Origin of the sequence: Leptothoe sp. EHU-05/26/07-4 (assembly GCF_043421015.1) — a bacterium.
GTDB lineage: Bacteria > Cyanobacteriota > Cyanobacteriia > Phormidesmidales > Phormidesmidaceae > Leptothoe > Leptothoe turfae.
On record NZ_JAXSQV010000009.1, the window covers coordinates 255,291 to 280,332 of the forward strand.

21 protein-coding genes are annotated in these 25,042 nt (G+C 46.8%); 6 read left to right on the forward strand and 15 right to left on the reverse strand.

Annotated features, from left to right (window positions below; genetic code table 11):
* Nucleotide 1: 1 nt before the first annotated feature.
* The 3 genes from U2F10_RS35395 to U2F10_RS35405 all read left to right on the forward strand — a co-directional run bounded on the left by U2F10_RS35395 (nt 2) and on the right by U2F10_RS35405 (nt 3,473).
* Nucleotides 2–1,744: an ABC transporter ATP-binding protein gene (locus tag U2F10_RS35395; protein WP_499874805.1), complete on the forward strand. Its 1,743-nt coding sequence runs from the start codon at nt 2–4 to the stop codon at nt 1,742–1,744.
* Nucleotides 1,745–2,067: 323 nt separating this feature from the next.
* Nucleotides 2,068–2,896, forward strand: a protein-coding gene (locus U2F10_RS35400; RefSeq protein ID WP_499874806.1) for an IS1 family transposase whose coding sequence is annotated in 2 segments (ribosomal slippage) — nt 2,068–2,411 and nt 2,410–2,896 — 831 coding nt in all. Because the reading frame shifts where the segments join, the coding sequence is not laid out codon by codon here.
* 118 nt (nt 2,897–3,014) lie between these two features.
* Nucleotides 3,015–3,473 (forward strand): GlxA family transcriptional regulator, encoded by a 459-nt coding sequence (locus U2F10_RS35405; RefSeq protein ID WP_499874807.1) that lies wholly within the window; start codon nt 3,015–3,017, stop codon nt 3,471–3,473.
* 113 nt (nt 3,474–3,586) lie between these two features.
* Here the strand turns inward: U2F10_RS35405 and U2F10_RS35410 are convergent, their stop codons facing one another.
* The 6 genes from U2F10_RS35410 to U2F10_RS35435 form a co-directional block, all read right to left on the reverse strand.
* On the reverse strand, nt 3,587–3,949 hold the full coding sequence (locus U2F10_RS35410) for a hypothetical protein (RefSeq protein WP_499874808.1): 363 nt from the start codon (nt 3,947–3,949) through the stop codon (nt 3,587–3,589).
* Nucleotides 3,950–4,158: 209 nt separating this feature from the next.
* Entirely contained in the window at nt 4,159–4,575 is a 417-nt protein-coding gene (locus tag U2F10_RS35415) for an aminoglycoside phosphotransferase/kinase family protein (protein WP_499874809.1), read from the reverse strand.
* Nucleotides 4,576–4,591: 16 nt separating this feature from the next.
* Nucleotides 4,592–5,155 carry a GNAT family N-acetyltransferase gene (locus tag U2F10_RS35420; RefSeq protein WP_499874810.1) on the reverse strand — a complete coding sequence of 188 codons (564 nt, stop codon included), beginning with the start codon at nt 5,153–5,155 and terminating at the stop codon, nt 4,592–4,594.
* A 403-nt stretch (nt 5,156–5,558) separates the two neighbouring features.
* On the reverse strand, nt 5,559–6,314 hold the full coding sequence (locus U2F10_RS35425) for a class I SAM-dependent methyltransferase (protein ID WP_499874811.1): 756 nt from the start codon (nt 6,312–6,314) through the stop codon (nt 5,559–5,561).
* A 112-nt stretch (nt 6,315–6,426) separates the two neighbouring features.
* On the reverse strand, nt 6,427–7,233 hold the full coding sequence (locus tag U2F10_RS35430; protein WP_499874812.1) for a GNAT family N-acetyltransferase: 807 nt from the start codon (nt 7,231–7,233) through the stop codon (nt 6,427–6,429).
* 298 nt (nt 7,234–7,531) lie between these two features.
* Nucleotides 7,532–9,097, reverse strand: coding sequence for an iron uptake porin (locus U2F10_RS35435; protein WP_499869554.1), 1,566 nt, complete (start codon nt 9,095–9,097; stop codon nt 7,532–7,534).
* A gap of 352 nt (nt 9,098–9,449) precedes the next feature.
* Between U2F10_RS35435 and U2F10_RS35440 the strand changes: the two genes are divergently transcribed.
* Both U2F10_RS35440 and U2F10_RS35445 read left to right on the forward strand, forming a co-directional pair.
* The gene (locus tag U2F10_RS35440) at nt 9,450–9,680 is read left to right on the forward strand and encodes a hypothetical protein (protein ID WP_163699690.1); all 231 of its coding nucleotides are present in this window, start codon (nt 9,450–9,452) and stop codon (nt 9,678–9,680) included.
* A 9-nt stretch (nt 9,681–9,689) separates the two neighbouring features.
* Nucleotides 9,690–9,908: a hypothetical protein gene (locus U2F10_RS35445; protein WP_499874813.1), complete on the forward strand. Its 219-nt coding sequence runs from the start codon at nt 9,690–9,692 to the stop codon at nt 9,906–9,908.
* Here U2F10_RS35445 and U2F10_RS35450 read toward each other — a convergent pair.
* Nucleotides 9,852–10,646: a 3'-5' exonuclease gene (locus U2F10_RS35450; RefSeq protein ID WP_499874814.1), complete on the reverse strand. Its 795-nt coding sequence runs from the start codon at nt 10,644–10,646 to the stop codon at nt 9,852–9,854. The two genes, U2F10_RS35445 and U2F10_RS35450, sit on opposite strands and share 57 nt — an antisense overlap.
* A 167-nt stretch (nt 10,647–10,813) precedes the next feature.
* On the reverse strand, nt 10,814–11,194 hold the full coding sequence (locus U2F10_RS35455) for an AAA family ATPase (RefSeq protein WP_499874862.1): 381 nt from the start codon (nt 11,192–11,194) through the stop codon (nt 10,814–10,816).
* A 40-nt stretch (nt 11,195–11,234) separates the two neighbouring features.
* On the opposite strand from U2F10_RS35455, the gene U2F10_RS35460 reads away from it, so the two are divergent.
* A complete protein-coding gene (locus U2F10_RS35460) occupies nt 11,235–12,896 on the forward strand; it encodes an IS1182 family transposase (RefSeq protein WP_499874815.1) in 1,662 nt (553 codons plus the stop codon).
* 502 nt (nt 12,897–13,398) lie between these two features.
* On the opposite strand, the gene U2F10_RS35465 is transcribed toward U2F10_RS35460, so the two are convergent.
* The 7 genes from U2F10_RS35465 to U2F10_RS35495 form a co-directional block, all read right to left on the reverse strand.
* The gene (locus U2F10_RS35465; RefSeq protein WP_499874816.1) at nt 13,399–15,786 is read right to left on the reverse strand and encodes a hypothetical protein; all 2,388 of its coding nucleotides are present in this window, start codon (nt 15,784–15,786) and stop codon (nt 13,399–13,401) included.
* An 81-nt stretch (nt 15,787–15,867) separates the two neighbouring features.
* Nucleotides 15,868–17,319 carry a ligand-gated ion channel gene (locus tag U2F10_RS35470; protein WP_499874817.1) on the reverse strand — a complete coding sequence of 484 codons (1,452 nt, stop codon included), beginning with the start codon at nt 17,317–17,319 and terminating at the stop codon, nt 15,868–15,870.
* Between the two features lie 378 nt (nt 17,320–17,697).
* Nucleotides 17,698–18,126, reverse strand: coding sequence for a hypothetical protein (locus U2F10_RS35475; protein ID WP_499874818.1), 429 nt, complete (start codon nt 18,124–18,126; stop codon nt 17,698–17,700).
* A gap of 165 nt (nt 18,127–18,291) precedes the next feature.
* Nucleotides 18,292–18,801 carry an F-box protein gene (locus U2F10_RS35480; protein ID WP_499874819.1) on the reverse strand — a complete coding sequence of 170 codons (510 nt, stop codon included), beginning with the start codon at nt 18,799–18,801 and terminating at the stop codon, nt 18,292–18,294.
* Nucleotides 18,802–19,079: 278 nt separating this feature from the next.
* Nucleotides 19,080–20,753 (reverse strand): tetratricopeptide repeat protein, encoded by a 1,674-nt coding sequence (locus U2F10_RS35485; protein ID WP_499874820.1) that lies wholly within the window; start codon nt 20,751–20,753, stop codon nt 19,080–19,082.
* 230 nt (nt 20,754–20,983) lie between these two features.
* Nucleotides 20,984–22,399, reverse strand: coding sequence for a cache domain-containing protein (locus U2F10_RS35490; protein WP_499874821.1), 1,416 nt, complete (start codon nt 22,397–22,399; stop codon nt 20,984–20,986).
* Nucleotides 22,400–22,463: 64 nt separating this feature from the next.
* The gene (locus U2F10_RS35495) at nt 22,464–25,034 is read right to left on the reverse strand and encodes a COG1470 family protein (RefSeq protein WP_499874822.1); all 2,571 of its coding nucleotides are present in this window, start codon (nt 25,032–25,034) and stop codon (nt 22,464–22,466) included.
* Between the last annotated feature and the right edge of the window lie 8 nt (nt 25,035–25,042).

Sequence of the window (25,042 nt, forward strand, 5' to 3'; positions counted from 1 at the left end):
TATGTTCAAAACCTACTCCCACATGATGACCGTTGCCGGTCCTTACAAACCGCAACTACAAAAGACTCTCTGTTTATCTGCCATTGCATCTGTCATTCAAGGTATTATTTTCGCCTTGTTCTTTCCGTTGCTCTCAACATTGATAGCCCAACCTATCAATACTCAGCGTGTATGGACGCTACTGGTGATTTTGGGGCTACTTATCCTTATTGAGGGATACATTCGGTGGCAAGAGCTGCATTTTGGTTGGATTACCTCTAGTGAGGTGGCTCATGACACTCGTTTGCGCTTGGCAAAACAGCTACGGCAGATGCCTTTGCAGGAACTAAATCGGCGGCGAGCAGGGGATCTCAATGTGGTGATGAGTGGCAATGTCAGCGAATGTGTAATCTGGATCGGTAGTCTAAGTACCCTGGTGATTCAGACCCTGGTGACGCCGTTGGTAGTGGTGGTGGTGACGCTGTTTGTGGACTGGCGGCTGGCACTGACATTATTGGTGAGTTTTCCTCTGGCAATACCTATTTATCGCTACATGCGAACTCTGAGAAAGAGAAGTTTAAAAGCTGTTTCAGCGGCGAATGCAGATACCGCTTCCCGGGTAGTGGAATATGCTCAGGGGTTGCCAGTACTCCGGGCGACAAAACAGGTGGGAGTGAGATCACAACATTTACAAACGGCCCTTAAGCGTCAGCGACAGGTACAGGCACAGGGACAACGGTTGGCTAATTTACCCTCAATGGCCATTGCAACGTTGGTGGAAGTGGGGCTGATGGTTGTTATTGGTTTGGGTGCTCTGTTTATTTTGCAAGGCAGTCTGTCTGTAGCAGCTTTGTTTGCCCTGGTGGTAATTACCATGAGATTTAGCGAACCCCTATCGCTGCTCATCGTCTTTGCGGGTGTGTTTGACCTGATGGAAATTGCCCTGGAGCGAATTGAGACGGTGATGGCGATTCCGTCTTTGCCGGTGCAGGAGCCTCTAGCCCAGCTGGCTTGTTTTGATATTGAATTTGATCAGGTATATTTTCGCTATGCTGAGCACACTGAATGGACTCTGCGAGATGTGTCGTTTCAACTGCCGATGCGATCGCTAACGGCTTTGGTGGGTCCCTCTGGCAGTGGTAAAACTACAATTACGCGCCTGATTAGTCGTTTTGCCGATGTTCAAAATGGCTCTATTCGCATTGGCGGTGTTGATGTACAACAGGTACAACCGGCTGAGTTAATGCGGTGTATCTCGGTGGTGTTCCAGGATGTGTATTTGTTTGACGATACGATTCTTAACAACATTCGTATGGCTAAACCAAATGCCACCAATGCTGAGGTAGAGGCAGCGGCCCGTGCGGCTAACTGTCATGCGTTTATTACTCGATTAGCCCATGGGTATGAAACTCGCATTGGTGAAATTGGCGGTGCCCTATCAGGGGGCGAACGTCAGCGTATCTCTATTGCCCGCGCGATTCTTAAGGATGCGCCCATTGTTGTGTTGGATGAGCCTACCTCAGCATTGGATACGGAAAGTGAAGTGGCGGTTCAGACTGCCATCAATCGACTAGTGGAGAATAAAACAGTCATTGTGATTGCCCATCGACTTTCAACGGTGGTTGGGGCAGATTTAATTCTTGTTTTGGCAGATGGCCAGGTGGTTGAACAAGGTACCCATCGGGAATTGTTAGAGCAGCAGGAGCGATATGCAACGATGTGGACTGTGCAGCAGCAATCCCTGGGGTGGCGAATTATGGCTTGAGGTAGGTATGGGAGGTGAACTCTACAAGAATACCTATCTAGCGAATGTTTGAATAACTCTTAAGAAACACACTTGTCAGTCATGGGCTTAGGTTAAGCATAGGCCTGCGACTTTCATCACATCGGGGTTCTCTCTAAAATGAGCATTGTACACTATCACCTAGAGAAACCGCCGCGATTGGGCAGCTGCACAGCATTAAATCCCGAATATACCGCATTCTACAGCTGGGGTACTTTAAAGTTCGTCATCTCTTTTTTTGTTTGGTCGTGAACCAAAGAAGTGTGGGAAACGTCCTGTAAAGGGATGCTATCTACCCGAAACCAATGGATTGCCCCTATTGCGACTATCCGAAGACTCACAAACACGGTAAAACCAGCAAAGGAACTCAACGCTACAAATGCGTCCACTGTACGCGTACCTTCGTCGAAACCTTTGATACTTTCTACTATTGGCGTCAGGTCAGTGCCGATGAAGTGGAGAGCATCCTTCAATCGCAAGCAGAAGGGAGCAGTTTACGGGGCATTAGTCGAATCAATAAACGCGCCTACAATACCATCGTGAGTATCGTCCATGCGGCGGCTTACCGAGCTCAGTTGGTTCATAACGAAGAAGTTAAGGAAATTGAGACAGAGCAAGTGATTGCCGATGAGATGTGGTCATTTGTAAAAAAAACAGAAACGATGCGGGCCTGAGGATATCAATCTGGGAGACTGCTGGATAGGGGTAAGTTTAGCCAAGCAAAGTGGACTCATCCTGACTGCCCGATTGGGCAAGCACACGGATGCAGTCTTAGAAGAACTCATCACCTGCACCGAAGGCAAAACAGATTGTAAGGTCTGGTATACCAATGATTGCGCTGGCTATGGGCGAGTATTGCCGCCTGAGGTAGTCCATGTGGTTGGCAAAGAGAACACCCAACGGTTAGAACGAACCAATGGTATCATTCGGCAACAGACCGGTCGTTGGCATCGACGACAGAATAAGTTTGCGAAAGTCTGGCAGACGACCGAGAGTATTACTCGACTGGTCGTGACCTATTTCAACTGGATATGGCAGCACAGTCGCACAGGTGATACGGCTGCTCAGAGAGCAGAGATAACCACGAAACCTTGGTCCTGGAATGACATTGCTGCCTATCCCACTTTTTTCTGAGGCACGACCCGCTAACGCACTCATGCGAGGCACGACCTCAATCGACACACTCCTTTACTTTAGAGACTTTCGTCCTATTATGTCTAGAATGAAATAGCCCTGCACTGCTGGTATTGATATGTCGCTTGCCATTGTTGAGCAAAATTATGGCCACAGTGTAGCAACTCAAGTAGCACAAGATTTAGTTGTGTTTTTGCATCGACCGGGTGGGCAGTCACAGTTTAGCGTGGCATCTAGACGCCAAGATATTCGAGATGCCTCCATACGTGAACTGCAACTATGGATGGTCGAGCACCCTGAGGCAGACCTTTCGGTGGCAGCTTTAGCACGTCATGTTCGTATGAGCGAAAGAAATTTTTCGCGTGTGTTTATGGCTGAAGTAGGAACCAGCCCTGGAAAATATGTGCAACAGCTTCGGGTTGAAATCGCCCGTCAGTATTTAGAGCAAACCAAGAGGTCGATAGATGCGATCGCACACGCTTGCGGCTTTGGTAACGAGCTATCGATGCGACGCAGCTTTCAGAAAGTGTTAGGAATTAATCCAAGTGACTACCGTGCACGCTTTACCTCAAGTTAAGCCTTTGGTTCACAGCTTTGTGATTGAAGATTAGAATTCCAATAACACTATTTGCAGCTTTTCGACTCCCTTCAAACCTGCATTCCTTTCTAAACATGCCAGGGTTAACTGCTTCACTTTAAGAACAAAAAGGTCTCGCCATTCAAATATGAATGAAAATGGTTCTTGACAACATAAGGTACAGCATGAGAAAGCCATTTGTGCTCCTGTGGGTTGGCACTGGGAAAAGCATAGTTTTCTACTGTTGAACTTACAAAAAATGCTTCAACAATGCTTTGATAATTTGTTGGTAATGACTTAAAACTTGTGTAACCTTCGAAGAAATGCAAACGAAATAATGCTTCAATATCTCCTAGCGTTGACGCGATATCGTAGAGGTAAAAACCAAAACCACAGAGTGAAAAGTCTATTGGACGAACGTCTTCATCGTAGAAGACGTAATTACCTTGGTGTAAGTCAGCTGAATTATTCCCCATGTATCGCTTGTCTGCTGCAGGCTAGGCATAAGTTCTTGAACTTGTATCGCAGCCCTTTGGAAGACTTGATAATCGTCTGATGAAATTGTTCCGTTCTGCACTAGTACACCAAGTTGAGATGTTGCGGACTTTAGCTTCTCCACATTGTGAGTAGGACGAGAAAATCCAGATGGCAATGACCAAATGCTTGAATGTTGGTGCAGTTGTGCCTACAGCGCATCCAACTGCCAAATTTGCTGTGCTGTAGGCTCACTACCGAGATGTTCACCGTCTACCCACTGCAATAACGAACAAGGTATTGACACACCTTGTTGTGTTCCGACAATGTTAGTTACCCAGTCACCTAAACGGTTTTGTACTGGTTGGGGCACTGTTAACTCGGTATCCTGTGCGATCGCATTCAGCCATAATAGTTCAGACTCAATGATTGATGGCTTTTTCCAAGACTCATACAAACTCTTTCCAGCAGCCTTAACACCAATATGAAGCCGAAGCAAATACATCTCTTTTGCTGGTGTTTCAACCCGAAACGTAGTGTTTTGACTTTGTTCTAAAAACGATAATTGAACTTTGGGTAGGTCGTAATAGGTCAGGGCCGCTTGAGCAATTTCATAATTCATAACCAAGGTGTACTCCGTCAAGTTATACGGTTACGAACGTTTGCCTTGTCAACATAAACGGCTCTAAATCGTGGTGCTTCCCTTTCCAGAAACCACGCGCCTTAAATACTCCTCTGCTCTCAAAATCTAATTTCTCTAGCAGCTTTCTAGATGCCAGATTTTCTAGCATGATTTCAGCCACAACGAACTGCACTTTTTTAACCTCAAACCCATAGGACAGAATGGCACGTAATGCTTCACCCATAATGCCTTGTCGCCAAAATGGACTGGCCAGTTCATAGCCAAGTTCAGCAGCATTCGCTTCTCTATCCCAACTAAACCCACAAGAACCAATCAGGCGATTATCTTGTTTAAGAGCGATACCCCAACGTATCCCACGTCCACTTTCAAATCCTTTTGCCCGTCGCTCAATCACCCTCATTGCTTCATCGAGATGAGTAAATGTATCAAGATCATGAAATTGAGTCACTTTTGGGTTAGAAAATACTGAAAATATAGCTTCAGCATCTTTCTGGGTAGCTTGTCGCAGCTTTAGCTGCTTTGTCTCAAGGTAGGGAAATGGAACCGTTTCAAAATCCTGGCTCATCAGAATTATGACCTCATTTTTCGCCGTTGCTGATTTAAGGGATGCATCGATCTGTTAGAAATGTTATACACCAGAATTTTGTAGATGTAATCATCCCGAGGATCAGCAACGCCCATTTTTTTGATACGCATCTCCATTATGGAGATGTAGTGCGATTGTTACAGTGAGATCGCACTGTTGAAAAAGCTTTTCATAATTCATATTGCATAATCACTTCTCCATCCTCATCCATCTCACCTGTGGGTGTGAAGCCCATCTTTTTATAAAACCCTTCGGGGCTTCCTTCACCAGGAACACAGCTTGTCAATAAGACCTTTGCTTGTAGACGTGTTTTTACGTATTCAATTACCAACTCTGAAGCACGTTTGCCAAACCCACGAATTTGAAAACGTGTATCGCACAGTTATCCCGCGATCGCGTTTGCCGAGAGTTTGAAAGCTAAATAAACCATGCCGCGAATTGCAGTTCTGTGGATGAGTGAGAATCCATGCGATTCAGCGGTTGCGATCACGCTATCAGGACGCAAGCGTAGTTTTGGATAGGCGCTGACGGACGTTTGCCATGACGAATCAATAAGTGAGTGAACAATATCATGGACAATAACACTATCAGGACGATACTCAAGAAAGCATGTGTGAATTCGATGGTTGTCAGCTCGAACAGGAATAAACCGGTCTGTGCCAGTTAATTCATGGGTTGAGTAATCACGAAATGAGAAAATCAGTAATCCATCTGACACCAGCTTGAGAGCGACATCACGAATCAATACATTAACGGTATCGATAGAGGGAAGATGGGGCAGAGTGTCCCCCATGCAGACAACGAGGGACACCCTTTCGGTTTCAAGGTGGTCGGTGAACCTAGTGAGATCGGCAGCGATAGTCTTAATTGGTAAATCATTGACTACTGCTTTAAGCTCACTCAGTAATTGGGCCGACGTGTCGAACGCAAAAACATGGTATCCACGGCGAGCAAGGGGGACGGCATGGATACCATGGCCGCAGCCGAGATCAGCCACAATTTGTCCATCACCATCGGCGAGGCCAAGGTCGGCGTAGAAGTTATCGGCTTGCTTGCACGCAGCTTCAAAGTCGCCGACCATCCATGAGTATATTGGGGCAAGGTGGTTGGCATAATGGTCAGCAACAGATGTAGTCATGGAATTTGGCAGAGTAACGGTCGTGTTCAACAGATGCAGACACGTTCGAATTTAACAAAGTAGGCCGGTACGTTCCACATAGGAAAACTCAAGGTTTTGAGTCAGATTTAGCTTATGCGGCAGCTAGATAACATTTGAACTGATCATTCATGGTTCGATATCCAATCCGCTGATAAACCGGTTCCCCCATTGGGCTGGCCTGAAGTACAGCCCATTTTGCCCCTGCTGAAAAAACAGCGTTGCTAGCCAATCGGCAGCAGGCCTCTGCCAGGCCATGTCCTCGGGCAGAGGGTTTAGTACCCACCCAATAAACCCCCGCGATTTGTGGGGTTAGCAGGAGCATCGCAGTCGAGACGGGCTCCCCATCCAAATACGCCACATACACCCTCAAATTTGGAGACAGCAGTCGGGCCGGAACCCCAAAAATGGCTTCGGTCTCCGTTCTGGGAAAGTCTAATGATTCAAACGCGTCGGCATTGATCTGTTGGGCATCGAGAATGCCTTGCTCATCCGTAACTCGTTTGATTTCCACGTTGGGTGGAAGCTGGGGTTCGGCAACTTGGTGATCTAACACCATCCAGGGGACAGCGACAACCGGCTCCATACCAGCATCCGCCGCTGCTGCCTCAAGATCGCGGTCGGCTTGCCCACGGCTCACAATCGAAAAACCGCGCCCAAGTGCGTTGAAGAATCGTTTCGCTTCGTCTATGACCGTTGAAGCGGCAATCTGAGAATCAAACCGGACAACATAGTTCATGAGTAGGGGGAAGGATGTTGTCCCGGCTACCAGCAGTACCCCATTTTTTTCAACCAGCTGACTTGAATGCTGCCAACGCCCAAACTCCCGATAGGCTTCAACAAGGTTGGCATCAATGAGGGCACGCGTTTCTGAAGTCAAGATCTTACTTGTTATACCCATTGTTTCTTCTGGAAATAGTTGTCTCTAATGGCGGGAACTCTGGTTGTGGTTATTTAGGGGTGACTGACAACAAGTTTTGAAACGGTAATTACTCAGCAAAGACAGCGCATTTAGCCTATTGTTTATACCCGCTGGCTTTTACCTTAACTGTTCTTTAGTGGGGCATCCATGTATGTTTCTCATTGTCTGTATGGGCGAAATCGATAGACTCAGCAGCAGCGTCAGCGTGCCCAGGGCCCAGAGAATTGACCGCAATCGGGTCGGTGCTTTAGAGACATCAAATGAGAGCATAGGCTGACTAAAACTCAAATACGGTACGCAGACTCCCTAACCAAATGGTGTCATTGGCACGATTATTTTCAGGATTCACCAAGACAACAAACCCTGGAATTAAAGCAACATTTTGATTAACGCGATAGCGATAAAACGCCTCAACTTGCCAGGTGGCATCTGCTTCATCAGGGCCGCTGTCATTGCTTAACACTCGAGGCGGTTGCCCCACCAATAGTCCACCAAAATGGCCTTTTCCACCCAGATTGCGCAGCCCCAGGGTTAACGCCCAGTTGAGCAGTGTGGCATCATCTCCGTCCCGCACCGTTCCCCGGTCCGATTCGGCGCTAGCCAAACTTAACCCGGCCCAGCCAGAGAGCGTCGCATTGTCCCCCAGTTTTACGCTAGACTGCAGCCCAAAGTGATTGGCGGATGTCGCCACACTATTACCAAACGGCGCATTGGCCAGGCGACTACCCGTGCCCGCTGTCACCGCCACGGCTCCCCCTGGATAATAGGAACGGGCATAGGTCACACCCAGTTTAACGGTATCAGTCGGTCGAAAATCTAGCTGGCCCAGTGCCGTATAGCCACCGCTAAACAGCCCTATCTCCGAGTTAGCCGCACTTTTGCCAGGGACTAAATATCCGGCTGAGAGAGTGAGATCAGAACTGATGTCATAGACTCCAGTAATCCCCGTCCCCAGCGCTCCCTGATAGTAAATCGGATTAAAGCGCCCAAAGCGGGAGACGGCCCCATTAATGGGATTGGCAAAGCCTGGATTAAAGGTGCTGGAGACATTCGCCTGATAGGCTCCCCGAGTAGCATCAATGTGGAGACCGATGCGATCGCTAACCGGAAAGCGATAAAACAGCTTACCAATATCCACGTCATTATTGGTATCACGGTCAAATGCCAGCCGGGTCATATTTGTGCCAGTGATGGGAGCATTGAGGCGAACCGGATTCAAGGCATCCAGACGCACTTTAAGTAAGTCCTGCCCGGTAAAGCTGGTATTAAAATTTAACCTGGCCCGACTACCAAAGACCAGTTCATCGGGCAGGTCATTGTCGCTGCCAGGCTGCTTGTTCCCAGCGAGTTGTTCTAGGGAAAACACCACCTCGCTACGTAGACGGGTGGTGGTAGAAAACTGATTAGCCTCTAGAGCGGCGGTATCGGCTGCCAGTGACTCCAGGCGGCTTCCTAACGTGTTTAGATCTCGGTTAAACGAAGTCTGTAGCCGCTGGATAGTGGCCATATCGGTTTCAGAGATCCCCCCTTCTGCCATTGACGTAGTAACCTCCGACAGACAGGCCTCTAAAAGAGCGGCAAACTCATAGCGTGTCAGGGGGCGATCGCCTCTAAACGTGTCATCGGGATAGCCGACTACACAGCCATACTGCTCCATCAGTCGCTGTAATGCACTATAGGCCCAATCGGACGGCAATACATCAGATAGTTCATCCACTGAAATACTCAACGCCGCTGAAGTTTCTTCATTCTGTACCCCAGTGACTGTTGTTGCCCAAGCATCCTGAGCACCCATGCTAATAACGGCAATTGCCCCGACTCCTAACTGTTTCCACATCTCCATACAGTTCTATCAACCAGTGAATAATCAATGAGGATGACTTTTGTCAGGACACCATAACTGCGCCCCACCGCTGAAAGAATGCCGTCATCCTTAGATTCTGCTCACTGTAAGCACTGGAGATAGGTATTTCTCTCAAGTAGAGATTTAATTTAGATTTATGTAGCAATTATTTATTGTATGACAGGTTGTCTTTTGACATTTCTCTTTTTAGAAGTCAGTTAGATAGCTCGTGAGATAGTTCGCATAGCTAACTGTAGCGACCGATGCCTGTCTAAGTGTTAAATAGTAAACAGAGAAAAAGGTTGAGAAGGGATACGGTACGCTAAAGCCAGTCAGGAATAGAGAGGTTGCCGTGCTAACCGAAATCGTTCAAAGGTTTGCCCAAGAAAGCCCTATCAGCGTGATGATGCGAGGGGTGATGGAGTTGTTTTTCCGTCCTGAGCGGTTAGATGACATCTTTGAGCGTCATGCCAAAGTTCAGTATCAGCGCGAACTGCTTTTCTCGAGTGTCGTGAACTTGTTGAGTTTAGTGGTGTGTGGGATTCATCCGTCGATGAATGCGGACTACCGAAAAAAGGCCTAAGAGATGAACGTGACCCGCAATGCAGTGTACGAGAAACTCAATGGCATTGAACCGCAGGTAAGTCGGGCGGTGCTCAAGGAAACGGCTGCTGAGTTGTCTACCTTGATGGATACGATGGGGGGTAAACGTGAGCCCCTCTTAGCGGGAGCAGCGTCGCTTCAAACACCCCTATCAGTAGTCCGGTGTGGCGACCAATTCAACCCCGGCATCTTCAGCAGCCTGCACTAGATCGATAGGGTATTGAAATTCATTGGAATCATCCGCTATTTCTTGCAGCCGGGTCAAGGCCGTTTGGCAATCCGCCAATGCTCGATGACCTCCCCCTAGTGCTTGCCATCGATAGTCACCATGGTAGCTACTCCAATCTCCGCGCCATTGGGAGTACCAAAGCATTAGGCAGTCTGATTGATATTGCAGCACAGGTTGTTCGCATAGTTTACAGCCGGTCTCCAACACCTGCTTGTCTAATTGGGATCCGTAAATTAAAACGAATGAGTCTTTTAATAACAACTTGATAGTGCCGTACAAGTCACCAAAACTGGGGGCTTCACTCAATTGTTCTGACTGAATGCCGTGGATTGCGATCGCACCTGGATCGATTGTCCAGTGACCCACCGGTTGGCATAGAGAATTTAGCAAAGTCTCCCCTTTGCCGTTGATAATCGCAATCTCAATAATTTGAGCCGTCTTTTTTAAGCCTGTTGTTTCAGTATCCAGGATTAACAGGTTGGGATTTTTAAGTTGTTCTCTGGCCCAATTGACCGTATTAATTCGGTCATACTCTATCCAAAAATCTGCGGAGTATTCTCGGTACAGTTTTTTGAAGTGAGACTTTTTCCTGCCCCTTTCTAAAGCGGCTAGCTGCGCCGGACTGCATTTACGCTTGGGTTGAGCACTGGCTATATCGTTTGGATCGTATAAGTAGCAATCGTACTTGAGTGTATGGATGACACCGACGGGCTGCACTGGCTTTAGCCCCAGCGACCCTAGCTGCCGTTTTGTTTTCAGGTGCTCAGGTGGTGAGTTAGGTTCCCCCCACCAGTATAAACAGTTAGTTTTATTGTTGCCTGAGCGTCACCCGTACTCTGTTTGGCCACATTAGCCAAATGCTATATCAGCCAAATTAAATGAGTCTAAGATAAATTCTGCCGTTTCTGCTCCTGGCGTTCGAGAATTGTCAACATCCAATCGCCGGTCATCTGGAATCTCATCATACTCAATCCGGTCGGCCTGGGTCGTATCACGTCGATCAAGTCGGTTTGGCCTGCTGCTTTTGCCCGCTGTATGCAGACCTCTGGCTTTGCATGGACGCAGAGGAAATAGCAGTCAAACTGTTCAGTTTTAGTCCATTTTTCACGCTCCCACCGTCGGGTGTGGGTGGCATCAATCACGATAATGGAGTGCCGTCTCAGTAGGGCTCTGGCTGAGGCTTGTAGGCCTTTGTATAGGACACTGTTGGCGAACTCCAGAAGTATTGAAAAACCACTAAGCTGAGACCGATCTATCGCTATCAGTAAGTGTGATCGCTAAAGCGTATCCTGAAGGAAGAACGCCATGTCCCTAAAGCCTCAACCAGAATCGCCAGTACCCGCTGATACGCTGCGAGTTGCTAAAGCCGTATTCGCTAAAGGCAATCCCTACGTGACGCTGCATGATGAACTCGGCCCTATCTTTGAAGATACCGACTTCAGCGAGCTATTTTCAAAGGTCGGTCAGTCGGCCATTCCACCGTGGCGGCTGGCTTTGGTCACTATCATGCAGTTCCGTGAAAACCTATTCGACCGACAAGCTGCTGAAGCCGTACGCTCACGTATCGACTGGAAATATCTGCTGCGGCTAGAGCTGACTGACATTGGCTTCAACTATAGTGTTTTAAGTGAATTTCGAGACCGTTTAATCGCAGGCAACGTCGAGCATTTGCTACTGGATAAATTGCTGGTCCGCTGCGGAGAATTAGGCCTAGTCAAAGCCGGAGGCAAGCAACGGACTGACTCAACCCGTGTCCTGGGAGCCATTCGTAGTCTGAACCGTTTAGAAGTCGTTGGAGAGACTCTTCGCGCCGCCCTCAATGACTTAGCAGTATTGGCTCCTGACTGGTTACAACAGATAGCACCTGAAGACTGGTATCAACGCTATGGACGACGCATAGAAGACTACCGGCTGCCATCAAAGCCAGCAGAGCGTATCGCCTACGCGCAACAGGTTGGAGAAGATGGAGCTTATCTACTCAAATGCCTATCTGAATCAAAGCTATCTGCTGAAGGCAAGGCTCTCAAGACAGTGCAAGCACTAGAGGAACTGTGGCCATATCACTATGAATACAACCATCAGGAGGATGGTCCGAGCCTGCGTTGGAAAAGCGACAAACAGCTAACAAAGAAGACACCAACTGTCGAATCACCCTATGACACGGACGTACGCTATCGTCGGCGCTGTGGCACCACTTGGACAGGCTATATCACCCACTTGAGTGAAACCTGCGATGATGATAGCTGTCATTTGATTACTCATGTGATGACCACTGATGCCAGTGTCCATGAAGCACAGTGCGTTGATGACATTCACCAGGCACTAATCGACAAGCATCTTCGGCCTGAAGAGCACTTTGCCGATACCGCCTATATTAATGCGTTCCTGCTGGTAAATGCACAGAATCAAAACATCGAGATGATTGGGCCAGCTCGCTTTGACACCAGTTGGCAGACACGAACTGAAGGAGCCTTTAATTTAGATTACTTCAAGATTGATTGGGATAACGAACAGGTAACTTGCCCAGAAGGTAAAATCTCTCAGGCGTGGAAAACGTACAACCGCGATTCCGGAAAACCCTATATTCTGGCTAGGTTTGACCCTCAAGACTGCGTTGGTTGCCCAGTTCGCTCACTGTGCACCAAAGCTAAGTCAACTGTTGGCCGCACACTGCATCTGCTGCCCCAAGCCGAACACAAGGCATTAGAAAAAGCTCGATCCATACAAACGACAACCGAAGGTCAGGAGCGTTACCGTCGCCGTGCTGGCATCGAGGGCACAATTGCTCAAGGCGTGAATAGTTGCGGTCTACGGCGTTCTCGCTATATGGGCATGGCTAAGACTCACTTGCAGAATATGACAATTGGCGCGGCGGTTAATATTGGTCGATTATTCAACTGGTTTCAGGAAGTTCCATTAGCCAAAACGGGAGTGTCTCGATTTAAGGCGCTAGAACCTGCTGCTTAGTTGCCGAAATTTAAGTTCGCCAACAGTGTCCTATACAAAGGCCTTTGAGCCTGAGTTGTCCGACTGGAGACATACGGCTCCCAAGCGGCGGGGTTAAGTTGGCCACTACAGATGAGCGCACTGACCATCCAAGCCAACGTTTTCAAATGCCGAAAGTCTTTATAACAGCTGTGTTGACGTAAGAAGGTGAACAATTGATCATACAGTTGGGTCGAGGGTGACATGCATCTCAAGCTTAATGCCCGATATGAAAAGAGTATTTTTAGTAAATCATACAGTTGGGTCGAGGGTGACATGCATCTCAAGCTGATGGTTTGGTATTTTCAGCTTTGCATGCGCTTTGCCCATTTTCTGGCTGACCCTTATGTATGCTAGGTTATAGGCATTTATGTCAGGCAGGCAGGCGTGTGGGTTTAATTTACGAAAGTTAGTCCGTTTCTTTCTCAAGAATCCAAAAAATTAGTTTCCAGTCGGAGCCTGATTTGAGGTTTTTCAGGGACGACTATCTAAAGGTCGAGGTGATTGACTTTTGTTGTGGATAAACGGATACCATGCCTGAGGCTGTTAGGTATGTTTGGCTTTCCTGAGTTAATAAGAGCTTTGCCAGACTTTTTCCGATTGCTGATCGGGTGTTGTCTAGAGGATAAACAATGGCCAGGGGATAGGCCAAGGGATAGGTGCGTTCTCGAATGACATGTTCATGGGGAAAATAACTGCCTTTGCGATCGCACAAATCACTTTCCGGCGTGACAACTGCCCCTGTATCAAATATCAGTGGTGCTGTAGCCTGACGGTTTTTCTCAAAAGCAAGAGGATATACGGCACACTGACCAAAGACCTGGCTCAGGGGAGCGATCGCGATACTGCCGGTGTCATTGCTTTCGAAATCCTGCAAAATGCGACGGAACATTGGCAGCATTGGCAGAGTTTCGGCGGCAGACTGGCTTTTGTTAATTAATGCGTTAGCCTCTGGTCCATTTTCTCTATCAGCAACAAACAGCTGCTGAAAAATCTCTTGATTGGTCTTATCGTCGGGCCAATAACGTTTGACAGCTAAGTTTACAGGACTTAGCTTGTCCCAATTATTGATTTCGTTAGTATATAATTTCTCTAGCTCGGCTATGGTCATCTTGCCTCGCAGGGCTGTTGGTAAGCTGTCATCTCTTTTAGAGTAGCTAAATGCCACAATGGGTACCAGGCTATCGTAGGCGATGATGGTAGCCGTTACATCAATAGGTAATTTTGCGAGCATGGGTACGATAGCAAAGTCAGCTTGATCCGTTCGAACTGCTGTAATTGCATCATCTATCGATGTATTTGCAAGATTGGTCTCATCGTCATTTTTAGGATGATATCTCTTAAAAAAGAGCTTAGATTGTTGTTGGGTGATTTGGTCTAACAGCCCTGATGTGTTATCAATGATGGTGGTGCGGTCCTGACTATTTGGTGTGGGTTGAAACAGTGGTTGCCAATAGGCCGAATCTGGGATGGCATAGGTATACTCACCTGAGGGAATACCGTCCACATCTTTGAGGCAACAGGGAGAGGGGACACGTTGTGCAACCTGTGCGCGTTGAGATCGCCATAAGAACCACCAAACTAGATCCCCTAGGGCAGCTAATGCTAGAAAGCTGAGCAAGGGCCAGGGCATAACTCGCCGGTACCATGGCTTTTGAGTAGGCAATATTTCTGCTGCTCGTTTCTCAATCTGATTAATGGCTGGCTTGGGTGGGAGTTTGAGTAATTCATTACGGGCTATCTCAGCACTCTCAAAACTGGACTCAATGCCAATTAACTGACAAATAAACTGTTTTAACTCTTTATCGATAGCCTTGGGCCAGTGGCGATTAAGTCGAGGATTAAGGAGATAACCATGATCATCTACGGTAGTGCCATGTAGTATCCAAAATGCTACTTTCCCAAGGGATTGTAAATCATCCTGAATACTCAGTTCATCCTGGGCACCTAAATCACCCCGTTCGAGGCTGGCCGGGTCAAACAGATTGGTCCAGATATGAAAGTCGGTAAGATAGACAAATCCCTGGGGAGGACTGTCATGTGTATTGGCAGCCCATAGCAAACTATTGAGATTTAGATTACCGTGAATGACGCCCTGTTGAGCCTGACCAGTAGGTACGGCGAATCGTTGTTGGTGTAAAAAGATAAGGGTTTGGAGAGCCTGGTTCAGCAGGTCTCGTACCATGGAATCGTTAAAGGGACCATGGCGAGCGCAGTACTCATTTAGGGTGGCGGTACGATTGAAGCCAAGGGTGATTAAGTAGCATCGATCTCCAGATTGATCGACAATGGTATCAAAAGGGTCAACAATTCTAATATCTTGGGAGCGCCCATCGACCAGGGTAATGCCAGCAAGGCCAAGGAACTGTTCTTGGTAGTTTCGTTGTTCTTCCTGATTAAAATATCGTGAGGGTAGAAGAAATTCTTGAATAATAATGGGATCATCGGTGTCTAGGTTAATGCCCTCGTAAAGGCGGCTAATGCCTCGGCGACCCAGAGGTTTAATAATTTCATATTCACCTCGTTTGCCGATAAGGTGTTGTTTTGGGGCGAGCCATACAGGAAAGTAACATTGAGTACAGATGAGGCTAGTGGGTTCGCCAGGTTGGCTAATATGTTCTTGACAGGTGAGGGGATCGCCTTGGGTACAGCGGTATTGACGATAGTAGGGTGGCAGGGGTTGAATGGTATCTTGTATCTCTACGTTCTCGGGGAGAGGTTCTTCTGGTAACACCTCTGGTTTAATCTGCTCTAGAGCGGTCTGGAGCCAACTCACCGTCATCAGGTATTGATACTGTGATATGCGCTGAGATAACGGCAACCTACGTAAGTAGCGTCGGAGAATGGTGGTTGCTACAGGATTTAGGATCATTTAGCCATCCTCAGTAAATAACAGATATTGTTCCAGACGATAATGGGTCCCTAAGAACCACTTATTGGCGTATGCACATCTCTACAGCCTTTCAAAATCGATCCCTCCATTGTCGTACCCTGATGGGATAGTCAACTCCTGAGCGAAGAAGTTGAAGGCAGTGGCATCGAAGCGAGCGATGCTTTGAGGATAGTTGCTACGGCGCTCAGTCTCCATAGAATGTATGGAACTCTTTAGATAAGGAGTTTGATCTATCAAGGTTGTCCTATTGCCATCCAAAAACGTTCGAGGTTGCTTATCCTCGGTGCCTTTACCTTTATCGGGCAATAACACTCCTGCCGTAATCACTGCAGCACTTCCTAGTAAGACGGGCCAGTACAACAATTTCGGATAAAGATTATCCTTTGCATCAAGCCATGTCAAAATCGGATGCTTCCCTTTGTTGGGCAATGAAAATAGATAGGAGTTCACCGATACCCCTAACAATGATAAATACATCAACGGATAAAAATACTCTACATAGACAATCTTTGATCCTGCAAATTGCTCCCGAATTTGTACCTGGGACACTAGTACTACAAAAAATAGGCCCGAACATACTCCAATCACACCGCTTGTGTTCATGCCTAGCACCGCCGACCGCTCTGGATCTTTAGTGATCATCAACAATGTGGCATAGGTCAATCCAGAAATAACCAATATCGGTAATATAAAGACAACAAAAGAGTTTAAAAAACGTCGTTTAATCACCACATTGAAATAGAGTTCGGGGTGGGGCGATGCATTATAATCAAGGCCTAAGCCAAAATCAGAATTGTAGCTTTTGGTATCGTAATCAAAAAACGTTTCTTTTATTGTCCATTGACCAAGAACAATATCTTGGTCATAGCCAAACTGATCTTTTGGTCCTGTTGCTGGATATGCTCCTAGATCCGGTGTCAGCTGAGTCTGCGCTTCAAAGTCTTTACTCCATAAACGAATCCATACTGTTTTATGGTCAAAAGGATATTTATCATAGTTAAACTTTTGTTTTAAGGTCGCTTCGGTGTACCAGCCGACCACTACTTGGTCGCTGTTTTTAATTGTTCGATAAACGATTTTAGGAGGGTTATGGCTGCCACTGTCTACGGCTTCCGGCAGGGTAAATCCAAGATGTGCTTGTTCCAGGAGAGTAGCAAGCGCATCATCTTCTAATTGTTCAAATTGGGTGACTAAATCTGCCGTAGATACGTTTTCACCTACAGTCTTACTTAAAACATCAGTCAGGTTGTAGGTTTGCCAAATATAACCGGTGATATTGACTTCACTGGCACTATTGAAACTGAGTGACTGTAGAAAAACACCGGTTGGAATTCGTCTTCTGGACTGATTCGGGGATTGGCGGTCTAAATAATCATCAACTGCTTGCAATGTGGTTAACTGCTCGTCATTGGGTTTATATCGGATAGTGGTGTAAGCCCACATGATGCCGATCAAAAATAGAAAAGCACAAGCGGTTGCATTTGAGATGGCCCACCATTTTTGCTTATTCATATAGAATCGATCTCCTTGCAAGAAGTATCTACACCCAATCCAACACTTTCGTATCCGTTAATGGTTTCTCTAACTTCGCATACTTATCATGGGTGGCCTGCAAAATAAGGGATCAACAATTCGAGTTATTAGCCATCCTCAGATACGGGTAGGGTGTGTTAGCGATACTTCGCGTAACGCACCAATTTGTTTTGGGGCTTTGGTTGTAGAGATTGATTGTGGAGTGAGGAGAGGATCGTCGGGAGCGAAATGGGTTGAAGCGGTGCGATGTATTGCACCCTAACGGGCTACTACAAAATGCGACGTAACGTTCCGGCTAAAATGTCGTGCAACGGTTAGGTTGGTTGGGCATATATTTTAGCCATTGTTGTAGGTAGTTTATTTTGTTATTCCATTCCAGTAGGTTGAGCTCATTTTATAAAGTGTTTCAGGTTTCAGGAATTCTTTATCCTGATTTTTTAAACTTTTATAATTCGCTTTAATCCAAAGTTCTCCACCAGAGTCTCCCTCCTTATAATTCCACACATTACACGCAGTTTTCACAATCGTGTCTTCAATTTTTGAATACCCGATTTCGAGATCCAAATCAATAATTTCTTTTAGTCCTTTAGTCACAGTTCCGTTCCAATGATGAAATTCAAATTGGTCTACATCAGTAATTGTGAGAAAGAAGTATTCGTTTCCTTCCTTTTCAATTTCAGCTAAATATGCGCATCCTATTTTAAGCTCTAATTCAGAGTGGTTAACTTTGAATCCCTCAATTCCTCCATCATGGAATGTGGCTAATATGTCTGAAATTTCCTGCATCTGTTTAATTACCTACAACAATTGAGCTAAAAGACGTTTTAATGGCTTTTAGGTTTTGTTATGGGCTTCGACTCAAAGTGTATATAACAACATAGATTTACTAACTCTTTAATTTTTTCAGCACAGAACACACAAGACCTTCCCCAATACTTTTTCCATTTAGAATTACACGACAATTCCTTCGTCAATTTCTGTGTACAACTCCTGAGCATATCCGGTGTCTAAACCTAAATTATTTCCAATCCTATAAAGTTTTTTGAAAGCTTCTATTATTGCCATATACTGTCCTGTCCTGAGTGCTTTCTCATCCATATCTATACCATCATCATCTATCATTTCCCCAAAATCATTCCATGCTATTTGGGCATTGCGCCATTGCACATCCAAGGCAATTAACGCCTTTTCTTTATTTGTACTGCCGAATGATACTATGTCTTTCGGTCCCAACTTTTTTGCGATTTCCCTAAGCATATCAACTGGCATTTCATCAAGCCCATTCACCCGTTGGAGTACACCGTGTTTGCTCATTATCGCAATCTGTTGTCTTTGTGCAATGGTACTTTGTCGGTTATCGTCAAACCTATAACCTTGCTTCCCATTACTTTTTTTCTGAGCAGCCGAATTCGCCACGGCCTTACTTTTATTCTCTTTCGATTTCTCTACTTGTGCATACATATCTCAAACCTTTTTAATTTTCTTTAGTGGTTGTTATAGGCTTTCTATAGTTGCCTATAACATGGCCGGTAACCGTCACTATTCCGTTTATTTCTACTGTGTCATTACTCAAAAGGTGCACATATACCCCCAACTTAGCGGTATATGTGCACCCCTCCTTCCCTCCATCACCTCCAGCATAAACTTCAAGCTCTCCCTCCCGTTGACATAAATTCTGTGTAAATTTTCACCGTCACTAAACGGTGACGCCCTGTTCTCAACATTTTCACCCATCCATTTTACTTATCACCTTCCCCTTGTCCCTCCAGACTCAACGCCTCTAAAGTCTCCTTTGCCAACTCATCCTCCGGATTCAACGCCAACGCCATTTGTAAATCCATCATCGCATCCTCATGCTCCCCCAGATGAAACCGTGCCACCCCTCGCCCCGTCAAAGCACCGGCATATTTCTCATCCCTATCCAAAACTTCATCGTAGCTCTCAATTGCTCCACGATAGTCTTTCAAGGCCGACTGAGCTGCTCCCCTGTTATACCAAGCCTGCACCGAATCATTATTTAGGTTGAGAGCCTCTTCTGCCGAGACTATAGCCTCCTCATAATCCCCCAACTCCCACAAAACCAAACTGCGATTTGTCCAGGCCCAATCATTCCAAGGGTTTAACCCCAACCCCCGGTTATAGGCTTCCAACGCCTGGAGATATTGTTCTTGTGCCCGAAAAATTAACCCACGGGTAAACCAACCATGGTCATAGGTCGCATCAATGGCCAAAGCCTGCTGATTTGCTTCTAAAGCCCAACCATAATCCTTTAAATACCAATAAACAATACTCCGTTGGTTATAAGCCTCTGCATATCTCGGTTCTAGACCCACCGCCCGATTAATCGATGCCAGGGCTTCGTCATATTTACCGGTGCCCGTCAAGGCAATGCTGCGCTCATGCCAGGCATTAGCAGGGCTATTCTCTCCCCAGTCACTATCCCCTGCCAATGCTGCTTCGCAAGCGGCTAAAGACTGTTCATATAGTTTCCCTTGGTCTTTCACCTCAGCATCTATTGCTAACCGATTTAAAGCCATGCATTGGCCCAACAAAGCGTCTGCAAAATCTGCCTTGATACCTACGGCCTGCACAAAGGAAACTAAGGACTCTTCAGTCTGCTCGATCTGTGCCAACACCTGTCCCTGGGCCACCCAGGTTATGGCACTCATGGGATCCAGATTGAGGGCCTGGTCATAGGCAGCAATTGCCTCATTATATAGTTCCAACTGGGTATGGGTTTTTCCAATGGTTGTCCACACCATAGCCGGACTAGCTTCGCCCCAGTCTTGATTGACGCCCAATGCTGCATTGCATGACTCTAGTGCTAGAGAGGCCTGTTGCAATGCAAAATGGGCGTCACATTTACGGGCCAAAGCAAAGGAATACTCGGGTTCTAACAGTAGCGTGCGTTCATAAGCCACCAGTGCGCGCCCATACTCTTCTTCTTGGGCCAGAATGACACCGCGATATAACCAGGCAAGGGCCGGATTCTCATTACCCCAGTTACCATTGATCCGCAGGGCCTGATTACAATGATCTAAGGCAGTTTCGGTTTGTTTGAGGGCGCTATAGGCAACACACTGATAGGTAATGGCTAGCGAATGTTCTGGGTCGAAGAGTAAGGCCCGATTGGCTGATGAAATCGATTCTGGATATTTTTGAGTATTGAGTAATATACTACTATGTAGTACCCAGATGTTGGCATCTTCAGGTTCGAGGGCAATCGCCTGTTCACAGGCCATCAGCGCTTTAGCATATTCTTCTTTTTCTTCTTCAGCAGCCTTATCCTCTGCCGCACTAATGTGGAGTTGACAAAGATCCTGCCAGTATTCAAAATCTTCAATCGCTTCTCCCAATGGTGATTCCTGCGCCCAAGCAACAGATAAGCATAGACAGCTTACTGCCACTGACATTGCACAGCAAGTGGCACTACGAAGCGTAGCCAAACCTGTTACAAACCTGAGTTGCAGTAAATTGGACATTGGGTAAAAGTCTATAGTTTGAACATATTGTAAAATGCCTGGGCTATGCTGAGGGGCGTATTATTAACGATAATTATATCTTTCTCACTAAATAAAAGAGTTGACAAACCCTATGCCACCAATCGATTACTTCCCCCTCTTGGGATGGGCTCTGGGTGGGGTTACCGCTGGCTATATCGACTGCGTACCTGTTTCGCATGGCGCAATGCTACATCCAAAGAGTAACGTTTATCTCCTGTGCTCCGATACTGTAATTTCTCTGTCTCCAGCTGTTTTACCTGATCTGCCAAACTTTGTTCGCGACTCACCACCACCGTTGCCATATCGTCAAATACATCGGCCAGGATACTAAACTCATCCGGACGCTGCCTCACATCTGCCAGGGTTTGAGGATCAAACTGATGTTGTTTAATATCATCGGCAGCCTGGTTTAGCTTTTTAATGGGGCGAATAATATACATTGCGCCTACTAACGCCAGCAGTGAGGCAAGCACGGTAATAACAACTCCGATTAATAGTGCCTTTCGGACAATGCCATTGATGGCCCCCATATAATCCTGCTGAGGAATGGTGACTACAATCAGCCACTTAATGTTGATATCTTTATCTCCAAGGTAGTTGACACGAACTAGATGTTTTTCCCCATCAATATTAAATTCACAATTGTCATTCCTTAGGTTATTTATTTCTTCATTAGAAAGGCTGTTTGAATTACAATTTGGGTGTCGAAGACCGTTGTTGTTATCCAGAATATAGTCTGCTGTTTCTCTAACTAACTTATTTGTACTTTCTTTAGCACTAATGGTGTTATTTCTTCCCGACTGTTTTACAAATAGATCCTCGTCCTCAGGGGTGGCGATAAGTTCTCCTGTAGACTGCTGATCATCTACCATTTCTAAAATAAATGCCTGACCTGATTTGCCCACATTTAATTCTTTAAGAAAATTACTCAGGGAATTGAGCTTGATGTCAATTCCAAAAACACCTTCTAGATTCCCGGCTTGATTATCAATGGGAATTGACCGAGTCAAGACTAATTCGGAGGTTTTTTTATCGTTATAGACTTCTGCCCAGATGGCTTTTCGAGCTTTTTCAGCAGCTTTATACCAGGGGCGTTCCCGTCGATCGAAGCTGGTGGAGTCTGGCTGGCTGGTGGCATGCTTTCCGGCTTCATTGGCATAAAAAAGGTTGGCAATATTCTCACTCGTTTGTGTCGTTTGGAAGACTTCTCGAGTTTCCTCAAGATAGTTGGTGAGTGTAGCCATATCTTGAATGTTAAGGACCTCACTATTGACCTCAGCCACTAACATTTTTGATGCCACGATGGATACTTCAAGGTATCTGATGACTTCTGTCTGGATGTTATTTGCAACCTCTGTAGTGATTTGGTTGACGGTTTCTTCAACGGCACTTCGGCCACTTCTATAGGCGAACCAACCCGTTAGAGCAATGCCAATGATTACTGGAGCAACAACCAATAAAGGCAAAATCCATCGGATGGAAATAGCCGGTCCTTGGGAGGCGCGGGTTGGCGATTCCCCGTAGGGTTCGAATGGAAATGGCTCTAACGTTGACATGATTTTTCTAAAGATGTTGATAAATTATGATGACCAATGCAGATCGTTAAACGTCAGTCGAGAATCACTCAAATTGGGGAGGTAGTTCCACAGGAGAAACGGTTCCTGGACGAGAGCGTACTGGTGGTCCGCTGCTCTGACCAGCCTCTCCTCCACCCTCGCTGGCACCATCGGCAGCCTGGTCGCCATCCCCAGTATTAACAATGATGGTGGGGTTTTCAGGTGTGGGATCATAGGTGGTAATGGTGAGCGATCGCGTTAGTGATTCTCCGGCTGAATTGGTTACCTGTAGTGAAAAGACATTTTTACCGGGGTCAGGACTTAAGGGCACAAATAAAGTTCCCTGGGTTTCCACATTGCCTGGGGCGGGCATCAACATCACTTGAGTTCCTGGATTATTTTCCACTTTCCACCCCAATACAATTTCCATGAGGCCCTCCCCTTCGTCAACAGGTAATAAATAGTCTGCTTTCTCGGCCAGGATAGGGTCTCCATTAAGGGTAAACTGAATCACCTGAGGTGGCCTTGCCTGTACTTGAATAGGATCTGTGGTGGCTAAAATCGGTTCTTCTGTGGAGGATGTTGTTTTGGGAATAGCACCCAACTCGATGGTGTGGGCTCCAGCTTGCTTCAGGCCTGTTGGTACGTTGCTACAAGCTAAAATACTGTTTTGGTTAATGTCGCAAAAATCTTCTAGTTCATCGGGGATGCCCTCTTGAAAATCAAATATTTGGGGAGGCAGTGCAACGGCTTTTTGGGCATCTCGCACAATTAGCTGCAGGCCCATAAGTTGCTCGGGATGGCTGATGTTCCAGTTTGCCCTGACAATATAGGGATCTTCTTCGAGCGATGGTAGTGGCTTGCGATCGCTACTGTCTGATTCGTTAGCTGATCTACTGGTCGCTTCATCAGTGTCTGCATTACTCGAAACAGCTGTGGCAGCGGTCTGATTATCCGAAGGCTGAACCGGGGGGGCTTCCACATAGTTCATTTGGGATGGCACCAACTCTAAGATGCTGGGTCGTGGGATGGGTGAGATCGCAACAAGAGGAGCCTGGGCCTGGGTGGGGGTGGCATTGCGTCCAGGTTTAGGAATCACATTGAGAATAAATTGGTACTCTCCGGCTCGTCTAGCATCGGTGCGAACATTGCGACAGGTCAGAGACTGTCTCCGTTCGATGCAAAAAGATTCCAGTTCTGGCGGTAAGGTTTTACCACTCAGGTCATAGATTAGGGGACCACTCAACAGATCCCCCTCCGCCGACTGACCCATAATTTCTAGCTGTTGAATACGGCCAGGGTGGCTAATTTCAAAGCCCACAGACACTGTATCGCCATTAATGGCCTCATAGGCGCTACTTTCTGTGGCAAAGCGTAGTACCTTAGCCTGGGCAGGCGGATGAATAAACAACCACCAGGCCAGCCACATTAAGCCGATAAAGGAGCCAATTAATAACAGGATAAAGGGCAAAATCTGCCACCAGGGGCGAGCCTCCCACATCAGTAGCCCCTGCATTGGGTTCTCGACCAATGGCTTTTTGTCGGGGTCTGTGGCAATGACTTCAAATTGGATGACGCGACCGCCACCAAACAGAGGTTGTTTCCATGGATTTTTGGGTTGGACGATGACCTCACTCACCAGGGTTTGTTGGGGGGCGAGGGTCAGGGATTCTGGTCGGAGGGTATACTCGCAAAGATTTCCACCTTCTAACCCAATCACCTGAAAATCCAGGGTTCTCTCGGTGTTGCCCTGGTTTGTTGTCTGGATGCTGTACAGCCCTGATTGTTGTTGAATGCGGCTGACCAGGGTACGAAAATGGGTGGTTACTTCGTAAAACGGCTCAATCTGTAGATAGAGAACATCCAGTAGCTTAAGCTTAGGATTGTTTTCAGATTTTACCTGGAGGGTGACCAACATGGTTTGGGCCAGAGCCCTAACTGGAGGCGTGAGGGTGAGTAAAATCACCCCTTCCATGTCTGGGTTGAGATCTAACTGGGTTTCAACAACGGCTAAGCCCGGTGTGCGAAATCCTTGAGGATAATTAATGGTGACCCAGTCTTCGGGTAGGTCGGGGCAAAACAGTCGAAACCGATCGACCCGATCTGAACGATTGTAGACATATACTTGAAACTGGAGGGGGTTGCCGGGAAGCACCTTGATGGGTTTGAGGTGGGTAGTGACCGGTTCCACCGCAAAGGTGGGTGTGTTCTCCTGGGGGCTGTCCTGGGAGGGGGGCAGCACGTTTAAATGATGTTGATAACGGTGGGGCGCTTTCCCAGGATAATGTTCTGGTGCGTCCACCACTAGCCAATAGTGATAACTGCCTGTCAGGGCGTTGGGGGGGACATCAAAGTGAAAGGTGACGTCTTCTCGTTCCCCTGGGTCTAAGGCTAGCTGAGTTTGGGTAAGGGGACACCAGGGATGAATGGCGACAGGTAACTCATCTAGGAAAATGTCAATGACGGCACTTTTATCTCCTTGATTGCTAATGGTAACGTTGAGGTCAAAACAATTCCCTGGGAGTACCTGGTCCTGTCCGGATGACGAGATTACCACACCAATTGGATCGGTGGTAGGTTCCTGTTGAAGGGCGACTGTGGGCAATGCTGTCATTGGAACAGAATAGCGAGTCATGGCGGAGG

Bases quoted from the DNA above. Each gene is read 5' to 3' on its own strand.
- U2F10_RS35395 (WP_499874805.1), top strand. From the start codon at position 2: ATGTTCAAAACCTACTCCCACATGATGACCGTTGCCGGTCCTTACAAA.
- U2F10_RS35405 (WP_499874807.1), top strand. From the start codon at position 3,015: ATGTCGCTTGCCATTGTTGAGCAAAATTATGGCCACAGTGTAGCAACT.
- U2F10_RS35410 (WP_499874808.1), bottom strand. From the start codon at position 3,949: ATGGGGAATAATTCAGCTGACTTACACCAAGGTAATTACGTCTTCTAC.
- U2F10_RS35420 (WP_499874810.1), bottom strand. From the start codon at position 5,155: ATGAGCCAGGATTTTGAAACGGTTCCATTTCCCTACCTTGAGACAAAG.
- U2F10_RS35425 (WP_499874811.1), bottom strand. From the start codon at position 6,314: ATGACTACATCTGTTGCTGACCATTATGCCAACCACCTTGCCCCAATA.
- U2F10_RS35430 (WP_499874812.1), bottom strand. From the start codon at position 7,233: ATGGGTATAACAAGTAAGATCTTGACTTCAGAAACGCGTGCCCTCATT.
- U2F10_RS35435 (WP_499869554.1), bottom strand. From the start codon at position 9,097: ATGGAGATGTGGAAACAGTTAGGAGTCGGGGCAATTGCCGTTATTAGC.
- U2F10_RS35460 (WP_499874815.1), top strand. From the start codon at position 11,235: ATGTCCCTAAAGCCTCAACCAGAATCGCCAGTACCCGCTGATACGCTG.
- U2F10_RS35465 (WP_499874816.1), bottom strand. From the start codon at position 15,786: ATGATCCTAAATCCTGTAGCAACCACCATTCTCCGACGCTACTTACGT.
- U2F10_RS35470 (WP_499874817.1), bottom strand. From the start codon at position 17,319: ATGAATAAGCAAAAATGGTGGGCCATCTCAAATGCAACCGCTTGTGCT.
- U2F10_RS35475 (WP_499874818.1), bottom strand. From the start codon at position 18,126: ATGCAGGAAATTTCAGACATATTAGCCACATTCCATGATGGAGGAATT.
- U2F10_RS35480 (WP_499874819.1), bottom strand. From the start codon at position 18,801: ATGTATGCACAAGTAGAGAAATCGAAAGAGAATAAAAGTAAGGCCGTG.
- U2F10_RS35485 (WP_499874820.1), bottom strand. From the start codon at position 20,753: ATGTCAGTGGCAGTAAGCTGTCTATGCTTATCTGTTGCTTGGGCGCAG.
- U2F10_RS35490 (WP_499874821.1), bottom strand. From the start codon at position 22,399: ATGTCAACGTTAGAGCCATTTCCATTCGAACCCTACGGGGAATCGCCA.
- U2F10_RS35495 (WP_499874822.1), bottom strand. From the start codon at position 25,034: ATGACTCGCTATTCTGTTCCAATGACAGCATTGCCCACAGTCGCCCTT.